This is a genomic window from Caulobacter sp. GW821-FHT11E11, assembly GCF_058808315.1.
This window is the reverse complement of sequence record NZ_JBXARO010000003.1, coordinates 478,173-494,414: the sequence shown is the minus strand read 5'-3', so window position 1 is coordinate 494,414 and position 16,242 is coordinate 478,173. Positions and strand designations below refer to the sequence as shown.

Below are 16,242 nucleotides of genomic sequence, written 5' to 3'. Positions count from 1 at the left end.
CTCCGGTGCGAACCGGAGGGCTTTTTGCTGCGCGTTATCCGGTTCCAACCGTTCCCAAAACCGCCTAGACGGATGCCCGTCATGACCGATCTCAACACTCTCGAATCCGACGTCCTGGCCCAGGTGGCCGGCGCTGCGGACCTCCAAGCGCTCGACGCCGTCCGCGTGGCCGCCGTCGGCAAGACCGGCTCCATCTCGGGCCTGCTCAAGACCCTGGGCGCGATGAGCCCCGAGGAGCGCAAGGACCGCGGCGCGGCCATCAACGCTCTCCGCGACAAGGTCGCCACGGCCATCGCCGACAAGAAGGCTGGCCTGGAAGCCGCCGAGCTTGACGCGCGCCTGGCCAGCGAGACGCTGGACCTGTCCCTGCCCGCCCCGCACCGTCGCAAGGGCAGCGTCCACCCGACCATGCAGACCATGGACGAGATGATCTCCATCTTCGCCGAGATGGGCTTCGCCGTCGCCGAAGGTCCCGACATCGAGGACGACTTCCACAACTTCACGGCCCTGAACTTCCCCGAGAAGCACCCGGCCCGCGAGATGCACGACACCTTCTTCTTCAACACGAAGGAGACGGGTGAACGCATGCTGCTGCGTACGCACACCAGCCCGGTCCAAGTCCGGACGATGGTGTCGCAGAAGCCGCCGATCCGCATCATCGCGCCGGGCCGCACCTATCGCGTGGACAACGACGCCACCCACACGCCGGTGTTCCACCAGGTCGAGGGCCTGGTGATCGACAAGGGCATCCACATGGGCCACCTGAAGTGGACCCTGGAGACCTTCCTCGCGCGGTTCTTCGAGACCGACGCGGTCACCACCCAGTTCCGCCCGCACCACTTCCCATTCACCGAGCCGTCGGCCGAGATGGACGTGCAGTGCGACCGCTCGGGCGGCGAGATCAAGATCGGCCAGGGCACGTCGTGGCTCGAGATCCTGGGCTGCGGCATGGTTCACCCGAACGTGCTGCGCGCCTGCGGCATTGATCCTGACGAGTACCAGGGCTTCGCCTTCGGCATGGGCGTCGATCGCCTGGGCATGCTGAAATATGGCATGCCGGACCTGCGCGACATGTGGTCGTCGGACGTCCGCTGGCTGTCGCACTACGGCTTCAGCGCCTTCGCCGCGCCGAACGCCGCCTCGGGCCTGAGCTGAGACCAGAACGATGAAATTCACCCTCTCCTGGCTCAAGGATCACCTTGAGACCACCGCCACCGTCCCCGAGATCGTCGCGGCCATGACCATGGCCGGGCTCGAGGTCGAGCACGTCATCGATCCGGCGACCAAGCTGGCGCCGTTCACGGTCTGCAAGATCGTCGAGGCCGCCCGCCACCCCAATGCCGACCGTCTCCAGGTCTGCCAGGTCGACACCGTCGACGGCCGCAAGGAGATCGTCTGCGGCGCGCCGAACGCCCGTCCGGGCTTGACCACCATCTACGCCCCGATCGGCGCCTATGTGCCCGGCCTGGACGTGACCCTGGTCGAGAAGCCGGTGCGCGGCGTCGTCTCGAACGGCATGCTCTGCTCGGCCGCCGAGCTGGAATACGCCACTGAGAGCGACGGCATCATGGAGCTGCCCGACGCCCTGCCGGTCGGAACCTCGGCCGTCGACGCCCTGGGCCTGGAAGCCGTCATCGACTTCGAAGTGACCCCCAACCGTCCCGACTGGCTGGGCGTCGTGGGCATCGCCCGCGACCTGGCCGCCGCCGGCGTGGGCAAGCTGAAGGACGTCTCGATCGCGCCGATCCCGGGCACGTTCCAGAGCCCGATCACCGTCACGGTCGATGGCGAGGCCTGCCCGGCCTTCGCTGGCCGTTACATCCGCGGCGTCAAGAACGGTCCCTCGCCCAAATGGCTGGCCGACCGCCTGGTCGCCATCGGCCTGCGCCCGATCAGCACCCTGGTGGATATCACCAACCTGATCACCTACGACCGCGCTCGCCCGCTGCACGTCTATGACGTCGCCAAGCTGTCGGGGACGGTGATCTCGACGCGCCTGGGCCGCCATGGCGTCAATGGCGACGAGCACCTGATCGCCCTGGACGGCAAGACCTACGAGCTGACCCCGGAAATGTCGGTTATCGCCGACGCCTCGGGCGAGCGTCCGATCGGCCTGGGCGGCGTGATGGGCGGCGAGAGCACCGGCTGCTCGGACGACACCACCGACGTCTTCGTCGAGAGCGCCTGGTTCGACCCGATCCGCACGGCCCAGACCGGCCGCGCCACCGGCATCGCCAGCGACGCCCAGTACCGCTTCGCCCGCACGGTCGACACCGGGTCGCTGGTCCCCGGCATCGAGCTGGCGACCAAGCTGATCCTGGAACTGTGCGGCGGCGAGCCGTCGGAAGTCGTGTTCGTGGGCGAGGTCCTGCCCGCGCCCAAGCCGATCCTGTTCGACCCGGCCTATGTCGGCCAGCTGTCGGGCCTGGAGATCGAGCCGCAGAAGTCGCTCAAGATCCTCACGGACCTGGGCTTCAAGCTGGACGCCCCCAAGGACGTCTCGCCGACCGAGTTCGCGACCCATGCCGAGGCCGCCGTCTGCGTGACCCCGCCGACCTTCCGCCGCGACGTGGAAGGCAAGGCCGACCTGGTCGAAGAAGTCGCGCGCATCGCCGGCTACGGCGCCCTGCCCTCGACGCCGCTGCCGGAAGTGCCGCGCGCGGTCGGCGGCATCCTGACGGCCAAGCAGGCGCGAGGCCGCACGGCCCGTCGCGCCCTGGCGGCCGCCGGCTACGCCGAAGCGGTGACCTTCAGCTTCACGCACCACAAGACCGCCGAGCTGTTCGGTGGCGGGCAGCCGGAACTGCTGCTGGCCAATCCGATCGCCTCGGAACTGGACTGCATGCGCCCGTCGCTGCTGCCCAACCTGATCGAGGCGGCCGGCCGCAATGCGCGCCAGGGCTTCCCTGACGCGGCCCTGTTCGAGATCGGCCCGACCTTCCACGGTGAGCGTCCGAACGACCAGCGCACCGTTGTCGCGGCGATCCTGGTCCCCAAGGCCCCGCGCGGCTGGGACAAGGCGGCGCAAGGCGACGTCTTCACCGTCAAGGCCGACCTGCTGGCCCTGCTGGAAGAGCTGGGCGCGCCGGTGGCGTCGCTGCAGACCGCCCAAGGCTCGGCCTCGTCCTGGTGGCATCCGGGTCGCTCGGCGCGCCTGCAGCTGGGCCCCAAGGCGGTGATGGCCGAGTTCGGCGAGATCCACCCGGCGGTGCTGAAGGCCCTGGACGTGGCCGGCCCGGTCTATGGCTTCGAGATCACCCTGGAGGCGATCCCCGAGCCGAAGAAGAAGTCGATCAAGACCCGTCCGGCGTTCTCGCCGTCGGCCCTGATGCCGCTGACCCGCGACTTCGCCTTCGTCGTCGAGAAGGCCAAGCCGGCCGGCGACCTGGTGAAGGCCGCCATCGGCGCCGACAAGGCCCTGATCACCGCCGCGCGCGTGTTCGACGTCTACGAAGGCCCCGGCGTGCCGGACGGCTTCAAGTCGGTCGCTATCGAGGTCGTGGTGCAGCCGCGCGAGGCCACGCTGACGGACGCCGAGATCGGCGCGCTGTCGGCGAAGGTCGTGGCGGCTGCCGAGAAGGCTGGCGGCAAGCTGCGGTCTTAAGACTAGGCGAGGGGGCAGGTTGATCACTTGCCCCCTCGCGCCTTCGGCGCTCCTCCCCCGGAGGGGGAAGACGGATCCTTCTGCCCCCTCCGGGGGCGGACGACCTCGCGGAGCGAGGTCAGGTGGGGACCAGTGCTGAGTTTTCAGGCGCCCCGCCCTCGGTGAGGCAAAACCGCCCTCCCCCGCGACCGATCGCCCTTCGCACAGGCAAGACCTTGCGCAATCCCAAACGCCACGCTACCTGTAAGTGGCGCTAACTGGATTCATTGCTTCCACATGCAATCGACCTTCGCCTTCGCCGCCTTTGCGACCACCGGCCTTGCCGCCGTGGCTGCGATGTCGTGCGCCGTGGCGATGTGGAATATGATTAACACCCAGATTAAAACCGTTCCCATTCGGACGGGGCAAAATCGGCGCAAGCAGCGGTAGGAACCCTACCAAAACCAAAGCCGAAGGATCGCAAGATCTCCAAAAGCCCCGCTCCCACGAGCGGGGTTTTTTGTTGCGCGCTCCTCCGGTCCTCCAAGCCTCTCATGCAAGGGACCACTCCAATGAGCTACCTGCCCTCCCCACCCTCCTTCCATAGCGACCAGGAAGGCGTCACCGTCCACCAGCTGTTGCTGGCCGCCCAGGACGCTCCCAGCGCGCTGGAAGCCGTCCGCCAAGGCCTCGCCGACAGCGGCGCCGAACTGTGCGGCCTGACGATGAAGCCGGTCGGCCAGATCGTCGAAGCCTCGCTGAAGGTGCGCCACCTGGGCGACCAGGCCGCCCGCCTGCTGGCCCGTGACCTGGCCGCCTGGCCCGGCGTCAATTCGGCCTCGGTCGAGCATCAATGGTTCCGACCGTGAGCCTCGTAGACGCAGCCAAACCCGAGGAAGAGAAACGCCGTCTCTTCCTCGTCACCGCCGAAGACACGCCTGACGCCCTGATGCGGGTGCTGGGCGTGGCCTCGGTGCAGCAGGCTCGCCTGCGCGCCCTGTCCGCCGCTCCCGAGGGTCAGCACCTGACCATTAGGCTCGAGATCGACGACCAGGGCGACGCCCGGGCCGAGGTCCTGGCCTCGCGCCTGGCCGCCTGTCCCAGCGTGCGTGGCGTGGGTTTCGGCTGGCGGCTGTAACCTTCGTCCGTTTCCGTGCGTATCTGAGTCCGAGTCCGCTTTCTGGAGAGACCTCGATGCGCCGCCTGCTCGCCTTACTCGCCACCCTGTTCGCCCTGACCGGGGTCAGCGCCTCGGCCGCCGCTACGCTGAAGACCGAAAGCGCCGTGTTCGCCGGCGGCTGCTTCTGGTGCATGGAGCACGACATGCAGGGCGTGCCGGGCGTCATCAAGGTCGAGAGCGGCTATACCGGCGGCCACCTGAAGAACCCGACCTATCGCGACGTCACTAGCGAGACCTCGGGCCACTACGAGTCGGTGCGCGTCACCTATGACCCGGCCAAGCTGGACTACGGCTTCCTGCTGTATCGCTACTGGAAGCTGGTCGACCCGACCGACGACGGCGGCCAGTTCTGCGACCGCGGGCCGTCCTATCGCCCGGCCGTCTTCGTCACGCCGGCCCAGCGCCCGATCGCCGAGAAGTCCCGCACCGAGGCCGCCAAGCGCCTGAAGTCCGGCACGATGAAGACCGACATCCTGCCGCTGCAGACCTTCTACCCGGCCGAGGCCTATCACCGCGACTACGCCAAGCGGAACAAGCTGAACTACTTCGCCTATCGCACCGGCTGCGGGCGTGACGCGCGCCTGAAACAGGTGTGGGGCGGTTGAGCCCCTTCAACCCTGCCTAGACTTCGCCTTACTCCCGTGTAGCTTACTGATGTAATTACACGGGAGGATGTCGATGAACCGTCGCGCGCTGCTGGCCACGGCTGGCCTGCTCTTGGTCCCGCTGAGCGCGGCCCACTCTCAAGAAAACAGGGCGCAACAGCGCGAGGTCTCGGTCACAATCTACAATTCGGACCTGGCGCTCGTGGAAGACGCCCGCCCGCTGGATCTGAAGGCCGGCCGCCAGAAGCTGGAGTTCAAGGACGTCTCGGCCCAGATCCGGCCCGAGACGGTCAGCCTGTCGGCCCCTGGCGTCACCATCCTGGAGCAGAACTTCGACTACGATCTGCTCACGCCCGACAAGCTGATGGAGAAGGCGGTCGGCCAGCAGGTCAGGATCGTCCGCACCAATCCCGGCGACGGCAAGGAGACCACCGAGGTCGCCACCGTCCTGGCCGCCAACGAGGGCGTGGTCCTCAAGATCGGCGACCGCATCGAGGTGCTGCGCGACGACGGCGTCCCGACCCGCGTGATCTTCGACAAGGTGCCCGAGACCCTGCGCGCCCGCCCGACCCTGTCGGTCAGCGTCGAGAGCGCCAACGCCGGCGCGCGCCAGGCCAAGCTCAGCTACCTGACCTCGGGCCTGTCGTGGAAGGCCGACTATGTCGCCCTGTTCGACGAGGCCAAGAACGCACTCGACCTGCAAGGCTGGATCACACTCTCCAACACCTCGGGCACGCCATTCGAGAACGCCAGGACCCAGCTGGTGGCCGGCGACGTCGACCAGCTCTCCCAGAACAACGGCTATAGCCCGCCGCGTCGCGGGACGCCGGGCATGATCAGCGCCGGAACCGAGAGCGGGACCGGCGAGCGGGTCGCCGACTACTACGTCTATCCCCTGGCCGAGCGGACCACGATCGCGGCCAACCAGAACAAGCAGGTCGGCTTCCTGTCGGCCCAGGCCGTGGCGGCGCGCAAGGTCTACGAGGTCCGCTCGGACTGGTTCCAGAGCCAGCCCGAACCGGTGAAGGCCGTCGTCGCCATCCAGTTCAGCAACGCCAAGCTGGCGGGCCTGGGCAGCCAGTTGCCGGCCGGGACCATGCGGGTCTACATGCGCGACGCGGCGGGCGATCCGAAGTTCGTCGGCGAGAACGCCATCGGCCACACCCCGGCCGGCTCGGAGCTGTCGATCAAGACCGGCGAGGCCTTCGACGTCTCCAGCCAAGCGACCCTGGTCGCCGAGACCAAGGCGTCCAAGACCCGCTCGCGCTACGAGATGCGTTACCTGCTGCGCAACGCCAAGGCCCAGCCGGTGACCGTCGAGCTGCGCCAGGGCGGGCTGTGGCGCGACGGCGAGGTCAAGGCCGAGAGCCTCAAGAGCCGCCGCATCGACGCCCGGACGCTGGGCTGGAGCGTGCCGGTGCCGGCCAATGGCGAGACGACGCTGACCTTCACGGTCGAGACGGGGTGGTGAGGATGCGCGCCTTGATCGGCGCGCTCGCCCTGGCCGCCGCCGTCCCCGCCTATGCCGCCACCATCGCCTCGCCCGCGCCCGAGCGCGTGGCGATCACCCTCTATCGCGACGGTGACGGACCGTTCCAGGCGCTGCAGCCCTGGCAGCGCGCCCAGGCCGCCGAGAAGGGCCTGATCCTGGTCAGCGAGACCCGCACGGTCGACCTGCCCGCCGGCCGGCATGTGGTCCGCTTCGACGGCGTCGCCGAGGGCCTGATCCCGCAGAGCGCGGCGGTCGAGGGCCTGCCGGGCAAGGCGGTGGAGCGCAACTACGACTACGCCCTGCTCAGCCCCGGAACCCTGGTCGAGCGGTCGTTGGGCCAGCCGATCAAGGTGGTGCGCACCAACCGCAAGACCGGCCGCCAGCAGTCGGTCGACGCCACCCTGCTGCAAGGTCCCGACGGTCTGATGGTCCGCACCGCCGACGGCGTCGAGGCGCTGGGCTGCTCGGGCGGTCCCGAGCGTCTTGTGCTGGGCCGCGTGCCCGACGGCCTGACCGACAAGCCCAGCCTGTCGACGATCGTCGACGTCCTCGCGCCTACCCGCGCCAAGCTGACCGTGTCGTATCTGGCGCTGGGCGTGAACTGGCAGGCCGACTACGTCGCCCGTATCCACCCGGACGGCAAGCGACTGGACCTGACCGGCTGGCTGACCCTGGTCAACAGCGGCGGCAGCGCCTTCGTGGACGCCCCGACCCAGGCCGTGGCCGGCAAGCTTTCGCGCCAGTATGTCCGCGTCGACAAGGGCCAGGCCAAGGCGATCCAGCGCGCCTGCTGGCCGATGGACACCACCCATGTCGGCAAGGGCCCGATGCCGCCCGAGCTGGCCTATGCCGCCGGCGCGCCGATGCCGGCTCCGCCCGTGCCGACCATGGCCCCTTCACGCGCCGAGGTCGTCCTGAAAGGCGCGCGCCGGTCGCTGGCCGAGCAGTCCGACCTGGGTGACTACAAGCTCTACACCCTGCCCGAACCGGTCACCCTGGCCGCCCGCCAGACCAAGCAGGTGGCCTTCCTGGACCAGAAGGACGTCGCCTTCCAGCGGTTGTACGTGGTGAACCTGAACGTCTGGAACACGCCGGATCCCGAGACCGCGTTCACCTCCCTCGCCGTGGTGTTGCGGCTGGAGAACAAGGCCGCCAACGGCCTGGGTAAGCCCCTGCCCTCCGGCGCCCTGTCGGCGATGGAGACCGTCGACGGCCGCCCGACCTTCGCCGGCGAGCAGGCCGTGCGGGACGTCGCCGTAGGCGAGCCGATGGATCTCAACATCGGCCAGGCCATGGACATCATCGCCCGCCCCCGCCTGGTGGCCGAGGAGAAGCGGCCCAAGGGGATGACGCGGCGGACCTACGAGGTCGACCTGACCAACGCCAAGACCATCCCGGTGACCGTCGAGATCCGCCAGAACCCTTATCTGGAGGCCTTCAAGGTGGTGTCCGAGCCGCAGAAGCACGACATCCGCCAGGGCCAGGTCGCCTGGCGCGTGCCCCTGGCCGCCGGCCAGGCGCGGACCTTCCGCTATGCCATCGAGTACGACGGGTCCTAGAGCGGCATCCAGCGGCGCTTGCGGCTGTAGCCCAGGTAGCCGACGTTGGCGCCCAGGCGCAGGCCCACGCCCGCGCGGATGGGGGCCAGGGTGATGTCGTCGGCCTTCTGATAGTTCACGCCCAGGCCGCCGATCAGATAGGCGGTGCCCTCCACGCCGGGGAACCGGCGGAAGATGGCGTCGGGGTACTGCAGGTTATAGCAGAGGGTGAAGTTACGGCTGGCGTTACCGCCCCAGTCCCATCCGACAGTCGGGCCTTGCCAGAACACTTCCAGCGTCGGGCGGCCCTTCATGTACAGCAGGCCCCGACCGTAGCGCAGACCGGCCACGAAGGCGCCTGAGCCCTCTTCGCCGGCGATGTAGGCCGTGGGCTGGCCCTTGTCCCTGAACACCTTCTCGATCGCCGCCCCGGCGCTCTCGGCCGTCACGCCCAGGAAATCGGACGTGGCGCGGATCATCTCGTCGGCGGAATAGGTCTGGGCGCGGCCGGTGTCGTAGGCCGGCTGCGACCCGTTCGAGGCCGGGGCGGGCGACGGCGGCGGCGTGTAGGAGTCCTGGGCGATCGGCTGCGGCGACGAGGACGCATAGGGATCGGCCGGGGCGGGGCTGGCCGGACCGATCGGCTGCGGCGGCGGCAGTTGTTCGCTGTAGCGGCTCTGGCGAGCCAGGGCCTCGGTGGCCACGGCGCTCATGCCAGCGGCGGCGCCCGAGAGGATCAGCTTGCGACGGTCCATGGGAGCCCTCCAGATCGATTTGATTGCAACACTGTTGCAAGCCATTGAGACCGGTTTGCGGCTCCAAACTTAACGAGCGGTTAAGCATGCGCGACGCGTCGCCGCAGACCTAACGAGTAACGCCCCTCGCGAAGCGGGCCAAATGTGGTATGCGCACGCCCATGACTTCGACGCCTCTCGACAAGATCCGCAACTTTTCCATCGTGGCCCACATCGACCACGGCAAGTCCACGCTCTCGGACCGCCTGATCCAGGAGACCGGCGGCCTGACCGCGCGCGAGATGAGCGCGCAGGTCCTCGACAACATGGACATCGAGAAAGAGCGCGGCATCACCATCAAGGCGCAGACCGTGCGCCTGAAGTACAAGGCCGACGACGGCGAGGATTACATCCTCAACCTGATGGACACCCCCGGGCACGTCGACTTCGCCTATGAGGTCTCGCGCTCGCTGGCCGCCTGCGAAGGCTCGATCCTGGTCGTCGACGCCTCGCAGGGCGTGGAAGCCCAGACCCTGGCCAACGTCTATTCGGCGATCGACAACAATCACGAGATCGTCCCGGTCCTGAACAAGATCGATCTGCCGGCCGCCGAGCCCGAGCGCGTGCGCGCCCAGATCGAGGACCTGATCGGCCTGGACGCCAGCGACGCCGTGCTGGCCAGCGCCAAGTCGGGCCTGGGCATCCACGACGTGCTGGAAGCCATCGTCAAACGCCTGCCCGCTCCCAAGGGCGACCGCGACGCGCCGCTGAAGGCGCTGCTGGTCGACGCCTGGTACGACGCCTACCTCGGCGTCGTCGTGCTGGTGCGCATCTTCGACGGCACGCTGAAGGCCGGCCAGCAGGTCCGCATGATGCAGACCGGCGCCACCCACCGCATCGACAAGGTCGGCGTGTTCACGCCCAAGGCCACCGACGTGCAGGAGCTGGGTCCCGGCGAGGTCGGCTTCTTCACCGCCTCGATCAAGGAAGTGGCCGACGCCGCCGTCGGCGACACCATCACCGACGAGAAGAAGCAGACCGCCCAGGCCCTCCCGGGCTTCAAGGAAGTCCAGCCGGTCGTGTTCTGCGGCCTCTTCCCGGTCGACGCCGCCGACTTCGAGGACCTGCGCGCCGCCGTCGGCAAGCTGCGCCTGAACGACGGCAGCTTCACCTACGAGATGGAAAGCTCGGCCGCGCTGGGCTTCGGCTTCCGCTGCGGGTTCCTTGGCCTGCTGCACCTGGAGATCATCCAGGAGCGCCTGAGCCGCGAGTTCGACCTCGACCTGATCGCGACGGCCCCGTCGGTCGTCTACAAGATCCACATGCGCGACGGCTCGGAGATCGAGCTGCACAACCCGGCCGACCTGCCGGACGTCATGCAGATCGAGAACATCAGCGAGCCCTGGATCAAGGCCACGATCTTCACCCCGGACGAGTTCCTGGGCGGCGTGATCAAGCTTTGCCAGGACCGTCGCGGGCAACAGCGCGAGCTGAGCTATGTCGGCAACCGCGCCATGGTCATCTACGACCTGCCGCTGAACGAGGTGGTCTTCGACTTCTACGACCGCCTGAAGTCGATCTCGAAGGGCTATGCCAGCTTCGACTACCAGCTCGAGGACTATCGCGTCGGCGACCTGGTGAAGATGTCGATCCTGGTCAATGCCGAGCCGGTCGACGCTCTCTCCATGCTGGTCCACCGCGACCGCGCCGAGAGCCGTGGCCGCGGCATGTGCGAGAAGATGAAGGAACTCATCCCGCAGCACATGTTCGTCATCCCCATCCAGGCGGCCATCGGCGGCCGGATCATCGCCCGCGAAACCGTCCGCGCCCTGCGCAAGGACGTGACTGCCAAGTGCTACGGCGGCGACGCCTCGCGTAAGCGCAAGCTGCTGGACAAGCAGAAGGCCGGCAAGAAGCGCATGCGCCAGTTCGGCAAGGTCGAGATTCCGCAGGAAGCCTTCATCGCCGCCCTGAAGATGGACGAGGATTGATCGGCTTCCGCCAACAGATTTGAAAAGCCCCGCCGGTGTCGCCGGCGGGGCTTTTTGTTGGTCTCGTGCAAGAAGGCGGGCGATGGACGGGGTCTAGTGCCGCCATGTCCATCGCCGTCATCGACCACGACGAGATCATCGAGCGCGAGCTGGCCCTGATGAGCGCGTGTGTCGGCGCGGACTTTCCCGGCTATCGCAACCACGTCTACAGGGTGCTGACCTACGCGATGCACTTCCTCGGTGAAGATGCGCGATGGCGGCCGGCGATCGCCTTCGCCCTGGCGCATCATGATGTCGGCCTGTGGACCGACCGGGCGCTGGCCTATCTGGAGCCGTCCGAACGCCAGGCCGAGCAGGCCCGCCAAGCGCGGGCGCCGGACCTGGACGCCCAGCTGGTCCGCGACCTGATCCACTGGCATCACAAGGTCACGCCGTTCCGGGGCGCGAACGCCGAGGTCGTCAACGCCGTGCGCAAGGCCGACTGGATCGACGCCAGCGGCGGACGGGTGTCCAAGGGCCTGTCGCGCCGGCAGATCGTCACGGTGATGACCGCGCTGCCGCCGCTGGGCTTCTACGAGACGCTGATGCGGCTGCCCGGCGAGCTGAACCACGGCCGGACCTTGGGCGGCCTGGCGGTGATGGCGGCGCACGTGTTCAAGGCTTGAGGCCGCCGCCTCAGTGGAACGGCGGCTTCAGGCGGTAGAAGCGCGCTTCGCCCAGCAGGTCGTAGACGCGGCGAATGCGGAAGGCGTTGGGCTGGGCCTTGGCCAGTTCGAACTCGGCGTGGCTGAGGCCGAACGGAGCCACTTCGCCGGCCAGGGTGGCCTTGACCACGATCAGGCGCGGGATCTCGTCCAGGCCGAAGCTGATGACGTCGCAGCCCTCGGGATCGCCGTCACGGGCCGGGCGGATGCTGCCGGCCAGATCGGCGCGGCCGCGACCCGACAGGCGACGGGCCTCGTGCGCCACCACGCTGGCCACGCCCAGGCCCTTGAGGAACCGGTCGTCGGCCTCGCGGCCCGACATGTCGAAGCGCTGGATGGCCCGGATCAGGCGCTCGTCCATCGGCATCGGCCGGGGCGGCGCGGTCTCGATCAGGGCAATGGCCGAGGGGGCGGTGAACAGGGCGGCGGGGCGGACGGCCGAGGCCAGCAGGGTCGGCTTCAGGGCCAGCTGGTCCTCGACGGCGTCCAGCAGCGCCTCGTCATAGGACCACCGCGGCGGCATGTCCTTGAGGATCGGCAGGCCGATCAGCGACAGCACCGCCGAGATCTCGCCCTGCTTCCAGGTGATCGGCATGTCCGACTTGCCGGTGACGAAGCGGACCGTGCGGTCGTGGGTGGCGCGGTCGAACGGCTTGCCGGCGAGCGTCTTCTCCAGCTGGGCGACATAGTCTCCCACCACCACAGCGAGGTCAGCCCCCGTCCACTCGCGCCCCGATTCCCCCGTCATCTGACAATGATGAGGCAAGGCGCATCGGCGCGCCACACGCTTCAGTTAAGGCGTTAGCGACTGCTCGCTCCGGAAGCGACGGCCATCGGGGCGTCCTGGACCGGCATCTGGTCAGGCAGCAGCTTGGCCGCCTCCATGGCTCGGCGCACCGTGGTGACCGGATCGTTCGACCCGACCTTGAAGGTCACGGCCGCCGTCTGGGCCGGGTTGTCGCCGAGATTGGCGAAGCCGCCGGTCCGCTCGGCATTGACTGTGACGCCATAGGTCTTGTTGCCCAGCACCCGGCACAGCAGCACGAACGTCTTCTGGTCGGGCAGCAGCCGGGGCGTCTTCACGCAGTCCATCGGCTCGGCGCCCGCCGCCGGGGCGTAGTTCCAGGCGGCCGGCGACATCTGCTGGTCGAAGGCGACCTTCAGGATCAGCACGCCGGGGGCCACCGTCTCATCCTGGGCCGGATAGGTCGAGACCAGCTTGGGCGGCAGGGTCGGCGGCAGGATCAGCACCGGCGAGACCTCGTTGGGGTCCCCCTTGGCCTGGGCATAGGCGCCATTGGGGGCGCCCGACGCCGAAACGACGGCGAGGGCTATCAGGACGGGAACCGAACGGCGGGACGACATCTTTCCAGACTGACCTTCAAGCGCGGCCTTCTCAAGGCGCCATTCGAGGCCTACATCGCCCTTATGACCGATAAGAACGATATCCCGCCGGCTGACGAGACGCCGATGCAGCGCGCCCTGCGCCTGAAGAAGGCCGCTCAAGGCAAGCACGGCCACGGGGCCAAGGCCTCGACCGGCAAGATCGAGCGCTCCAGCGTCGCCGCGCCGACCGGCAAGTCCCGGCCCTGGATGACCCGGTGACGATCCCCAAGGTCCTCGGCCGCACCTCGTCGATCAATGTCCGCAAGGTTCTGTGGACTTTGGACGAGCTGCAGATCGCCTATGAGCGCGAGGACTGGGGCCAGGGCTTTGCCCCGACCAGCGACCCGAAGTTCCTGCAATACAATCCCAATGCCCTGGTGCCGGTGCTGATCGACCAGCACGGGCCGATCTGGGAGAGCAACGCCATCTGCCGTTATGTGGGCGCGGGCACGCCGCTCTTCCCGGACGACCGTCGCCAGCGGGCGCTGGTCGACCAGTGGATGGACTGGCAGTGCACCGAGCTTAACACCGCCTGGCGCTACGCCTTCGCGGGCCTGGTGCGCAAGACGCCGGGCTTCGATGACCCCAAGCAGATCGAAAACAGCGTCACAGCCTGGAATACGGCCATGGGCCTGCTCAGCGCGCGCCTTGTCGACACCGGCGCCTATGTGGCCGGCGACCAGTTCACCCTGGCCGACATCGTGCTGGGCCTGTCGGCGCACCGCTGGCTGTTCTCGCCCATCGAGCGCGAGGACTGGCCGACGCTCACCGCCTATTACGAGCGCCTGCGGCAGCGGCCGGCTTTCCAGAAGTGGAGCCTTCCGGAGGTTCCGTAACCACCGGCTCGGAGCCTTCCTTGGGCAGGCTGGAGATCGGCACGCCGGGCAGCAGCGGCTCGCCCGTCCACTCCCAGTGCCAGGGCTCGTAGGCGTAGTTGACGAAGCCGAACCGACTGGCGTTGACCACCATCCAGCGGAACAGCGGCGAGCGCGCCATGGCCAGGCGGTTGGCGTCGGCCGAGCTGTCGGGTCCAAAGCCCGGCGCGGCGTCGATCACTACGTCCATGGCCAGGCCCGTGCGGTGGGCCGAGCAGATGGTGCGGATCAGGCCCTGGCAGTTCTTGTCACGCGCGCAGCGCTGGGCGTCGGCGTCCGGGGCGCGGAAGCCGGAGAAGATCTTCAGGGCGCCGGGCTTGGTCAAAGCGCCGGCGGCCCGCGCTTCGGCGACCATGTTGCGATAGGCCGCCAGCGCGCCGGGCCGCATGCGGATGGCCTTGCCGCCATAGCTCTCTTCGGGCTTGGCCAGCTCCAGATTGGCCTCGGGCGGCGCGCCGGGGCAGATCCCCTCGCGGTTGGTGCGCACGAACGGCCGCGCCAGGTGCCAGCGCACCAGCATGGCGCCGAACACTTCCGGATCGACCACGCCGGTCTTCCGCAGGCCATGCGCCCCCTGCCAGCGGGCCAGGGCGGAGGCGAAGCCGTTCGAGCCGGGACCGCAGGTGGTGCCGATCTCGGCGGCGATGCGGGGGGCGTAGATCTCCCAGCCGGTCTCGGGCTTGCCGAACGGCGTCCAGGCCAGGGTCGACAGCGAGGCGGCGTTGACGGCGACGGCGGTGTCGGGCGCGTCGGTCCCGTCACAGGTCTCGGGCGCGCCGGCTAGCGGCAGGGCTCCGGCCAGAGGCGCCGAGCGTCCTGGGGGATCGATCGACGGCACGTGCTGTGGCGGCAGATAGGCCGTCTCGTTGCGCGCTGGCTCAGGCGTGGGCGAAGCCCTGCCGGACGGCCAATAGACCCACGTCCAGAAGCCGCCGACCGCCAGGAGCAGCAGGCCCAGAGCCCAGAGCAAACGACGCAGCGCCTTCAAACCGATCCTCGCAACGGGTGGAACTTCGCCATGGCTCAAGGCTTGAGACGGGAGAGTCGTTCCCCCGTGGAGAGTACATGACCGGCCTGGTTTCCCGTTTCGCCCTGCTCGCCGTCCTGGCCCTGTCGGCCTGCGACGACCAGCCGCCGGCCAAGCCCGCTCCCGCCAAGACCGTGCAGAAGGCGCCGCCGGCGGCGACGCCGCTGGTCGCCGCCCCACCGGCCGTGGCTGCTGCCTCGCCCCTGGCCCAGACGATCAACGCCGCGACCTTCGACCCGGCCGCCACCGATCCCGACGCCCACCGCAACCTGCTGATCCGCGTTCAGACCCTGCTGGACCGCGCCCGCTTCTCGCCCGGCGTCATCGACGGCCGCGACGGGACCAACCTGACCCTGGCGATCAAGGCCTACCAGGGCTCGCGCAACATCGCCGCCGACGGCGAGATCACCAAGGAACTGGTCGACACCCTGACGGCCGGCGACGGTGGCCCCGTGCTGGTCGACTACCAGATCACGGCCGAAGACGTGGCCGGCCCGTTCGCGCCCGTACTGCCCAAGGAAGACTATGAGGCGATGGCCAAGCTGCCGGCCATGAACTACCACACCCCGCTGGAGCTGCTGGCCGAGCGCTTCCACATGGATGAGGCGTTGCTGCAGGCCCTCAATCCCGGCGTCGACTTCTCTGCAGCTGGCACGACGATCGCGGTGACGGGCGCCGGCGCCGACAAGCTGGATCGCAAGGTCGACCGTATCGAGATCGACAAGGCCCTGGGCCAGGTCCGCGCCTTCGACAAGGACGGCGTCGAACTGGCGGTCTATCCGGCCACGGTTGGCAGCACCGAGCGCCCCGCCCCGTCCGGCGAGTGGGCCGTGCGCACCCTGGCCCCGGCCCCGACCTACACCTATGACCCCTCGCGCCTGACCTTCGGCAAGCCCAAGGGCAAGCTGACCATCAAGGCCGGGCCGAATAATCCGGTCGGCTCGACCTGGATCGACCTGACCAAGGACACCTACGGCATCCACGGCACGCCCGATCCCAAGCTGGTCAACAAGCGCGCCTCGCACGGCTGCGTGCGCCTGACCAACTGGGACGCGGCCGAGCTGGGCTCGGCCGTGAACAAGGGGGCCAAGGTGATCTTTATGGGTGCGGAAGCCCGCGCCTCCTAG

General features: G+C 68.6%; 17 protein-coding genes. 13 read left to right on the top strand and 4 right to left on the bottom strand.

The genetic code is table 11. From position 1 onward, the window contains the following. Window positions 1-81 precede the first annotated feature (81 nt). The 8 genes from pheS to AC1RR5_RS09470 all read left to right on the top strand — a co-directional run bounded on the left by pheS (window position 82) and on the right by AC1RR5_RS09470 (window position 8,419). The gene (gene pheS, locus AC1RR5_RS09505) at window positions 82-1,155 is read left to right on the top strand and encodes a phenylalanine--tRNA ligase subunit alpha (protein ID WP_492921104.1); all 1,074 of its coding nucleotides are present in this window, start codon (window positions 82-84) and stop codon (window positions 1,153-1,155) included. A 10-nt stretch (window positions 1,156-1,165) separates the two neighbouring features. After that, window positions 1,166-3,604 (top strand): phenylalanine--tRNA ligase subunit beta, encoded by a 2,439-nt coding sequence (gene pheT, locus AC1RR5_RS09500; RefSeq protein WP_492921102.1) that lies wholly within the window; start codon window positions 1,166-1,168, stop codon window positions 3,602-3,604. A gap of 276 nt (window positions 3,605-3,880) precedes the next feature. After that, window positions 3,881-4,033, top strand: coding sequence for a hypothetical protein (locus AC1RR5_RS09495; protein WP_492082980.1), 153 nt, complete (start codon window positions 3,881-3,883; stop codon window positions 4,031-4,033). Between the two features lie 122 nt (window positions 4,034-4,155). Next, complete coding sequence (locus AC1RR5_RS09490; protein WP_492082981.1) at window positions 4,156-4,452, top strand: hypothetical protein; 297 nt, start codon at window positions 4,156-4,158, stop codon at window positions 4,450-4,452. After that, entirely contained in the window at window positions 4,437-4,721 is a 285-nt protein-coding gene (locus AC1RR5_RS09485; protein WP_492921100.1) for an ACT domain-containing protein, read from the top strand. The genes AC1RR5_RS09490 and AC1RR5_RS09485 overlap by 16 nt, the downstream gene beginning before the upstream one ends. Before the next feature lie 56 nt (window positions 4,722-4,777). Next, entirely contained in the window at window positions 4,778-5,368 is a 591-nt protein-coding gene (gene msrA, locus AC1RR5_RS09480; protein ID WP_492921099.1) for a peptide-methionine (S)-S-oxide reductase MsrA, read from the top strand. 73 nt (window positions 5,369-5,441) lie between these two features. Then, the gene (locus AC1RR5_RS09475; RefSeq protein ID WP_492921098.1) at window positions 5,442-6,839 is read left to right on the top strand and encodes a DUF4139 domain-containing protein; all 1,398 of its coding nucleotides are present in this window, start codon (window positions 5,442-5,444) and stop codon (window positions 6,837-6,839) included. A gap of 2 nt (window positions 6,840-6,841) precedes the next feature. Then, the gene (locus tag AC1RR5_RS09470; protein WP_492921097.1) at window positions 6,842-8,419 is read left to right on the top strand and encodes a DUF4139 domain-containing protein; all 1,578 of its coding nucleotides are present in this window, start codon (window positions 6,842-6,844) and stop codon (window positions 8,417-8,419) included. Here AC1RR5_RS09470 and AC1RR5_RS09465 read toward each other — a convergent pair. Then, complete coding sequence (locus AC1RR5_RS09465) at window positions 8,416-9,153, bottom strand: DUF1134 domain-containing protein (RefSeq protein ID WP_492921095.1); 738 nt, start codon at window positions 9,151-9,153, stop codon at window positions 8,416-8,418. The two genes, AC1RR5_RS09470 and AC1RR5_RS09465, sit on opposite strands and share 4 nt — an antisense overlap. 161 nt (window positions 9,154-9,314) lie before the next feature. Between AC1RR5_RS09465 and lepA the strand changes: the two genes are divergently transcribed. Then, entirely contained in the window at window positions 9,315-11,123 is a 1,809-nt protein-coding gene (gene lepA, locus AC1RR5_RS09460) for a translation elongation factor 4 (RefSeq protein ID WP_492921094.1), read from the top strand. A gap of 104 nt (window positions 11,124-11,227) precedes the next feature. Continuing rightward, complete coding sequence (locus AC1RR5_RS09455; protein ID WP_492921092.1) at window positions 11,228-11,788, top strand: hypothetical protein; 561 nt, start codon at window positions 11,228-11,230, stop codon at window positions 11,786-11,788. A gap of 10 nt (window positions 11,789-11,798) precedes the next feature. On the opposite strand, the gene AC1RR5_RS09450 is transcribed toward AC1RR5_RS09455, so the two are convergent. Together AC1RR5_RS09450 and AC1RR5_RS09445 are read right to left on the bottom strand one after the other, a co-directional pair. Then, window positions 11,799-12,575, bottom strand: a complete 777-nt coding sequence (locus tag AC1RR5_RS09450) for a protein NO VEIN domain-containing protein (protein WP_492921091.1) — start codon at window positions 12,573-12,575, stop codon at window positions 11,799-11,801. Between the two features lie 53 nt (window positions 12,576-12,628). Next, the gene (locus AC1RR5_RS09445; protein ID WP_492921089.1) at window positions 12,629-13,192 is read right to left on the bottom strand and encodes a hypothetical protein; all 564 of its coding nucleotides are present in this window, start codon (window positions 13,190-13,192) and stop codon (window positions 12,629-12,631) included. 63 nt (window positions 13,193-13,255) lie between these two features. Here AC1RR5_RS09445 and AC1RR5_RS09440 point away from each other — a divergent pair, with 63 nt between their 5' ends. Then, complete coding sequence (locus tag AC1RR5_RS09440) at window positions 13,256-13,432, top strand: hypothetical protein (protein ID WP_492921088.1); 177 nt, start codon at window positions 13,256-13,258, stop codon at window positions 13,430-13,432. Next, on the top strand, window positions 13,429-14,049 hold the full coding sequence (locus AC1RR5_RS09435) for a glutathione S-transferase family protein (protein WP_492921087.1): 621 nt from the start codon (window positions 13,429-13,431) through the stop codon (window positions 14,047-14,049). The genes AC1RR5_RS09440 and AC1RR5_RS09435 overlap by 4 nt, the downstream gene beginning before the upstream one ends. Here the strand turns inward: AC1RR5_RS09435 and AC1RR5_RS09430 are convergent. Beyond that, window positions 13,979-15,076: a D-alanyl-D-alanine carboxypeptidase family protein gene (locus tag AC1RR5_RS09430; RefSeq protein WP_492921086.1), complete on the bottom strand. Its 1,098-nt coding sequence runs from the start codon at window positions 15,074-15,076 to the stop codon at window positions 13,979-13,981. The genes AC1RR5_RS09435 and AC1RR5_RS09430 overlap by 71 nt on opposite strands. A gap of 77 nt (window positions 15,077-15,153) precedes the next feature. On the opposite strand from AC1RR5_RS09430, the gene AC1RR5_RS09425 reads away from it, so the two are divergent. Next, a complete protein-coding gene (locus tag AC1RR5_RS09425; RefSeq protein WP_492921085.1) occupies window positions 15,154-16,242 on the top strand; it encodes a L,D-transpeptidase family protein in 1,089 nt (362 codons plus the stop codon).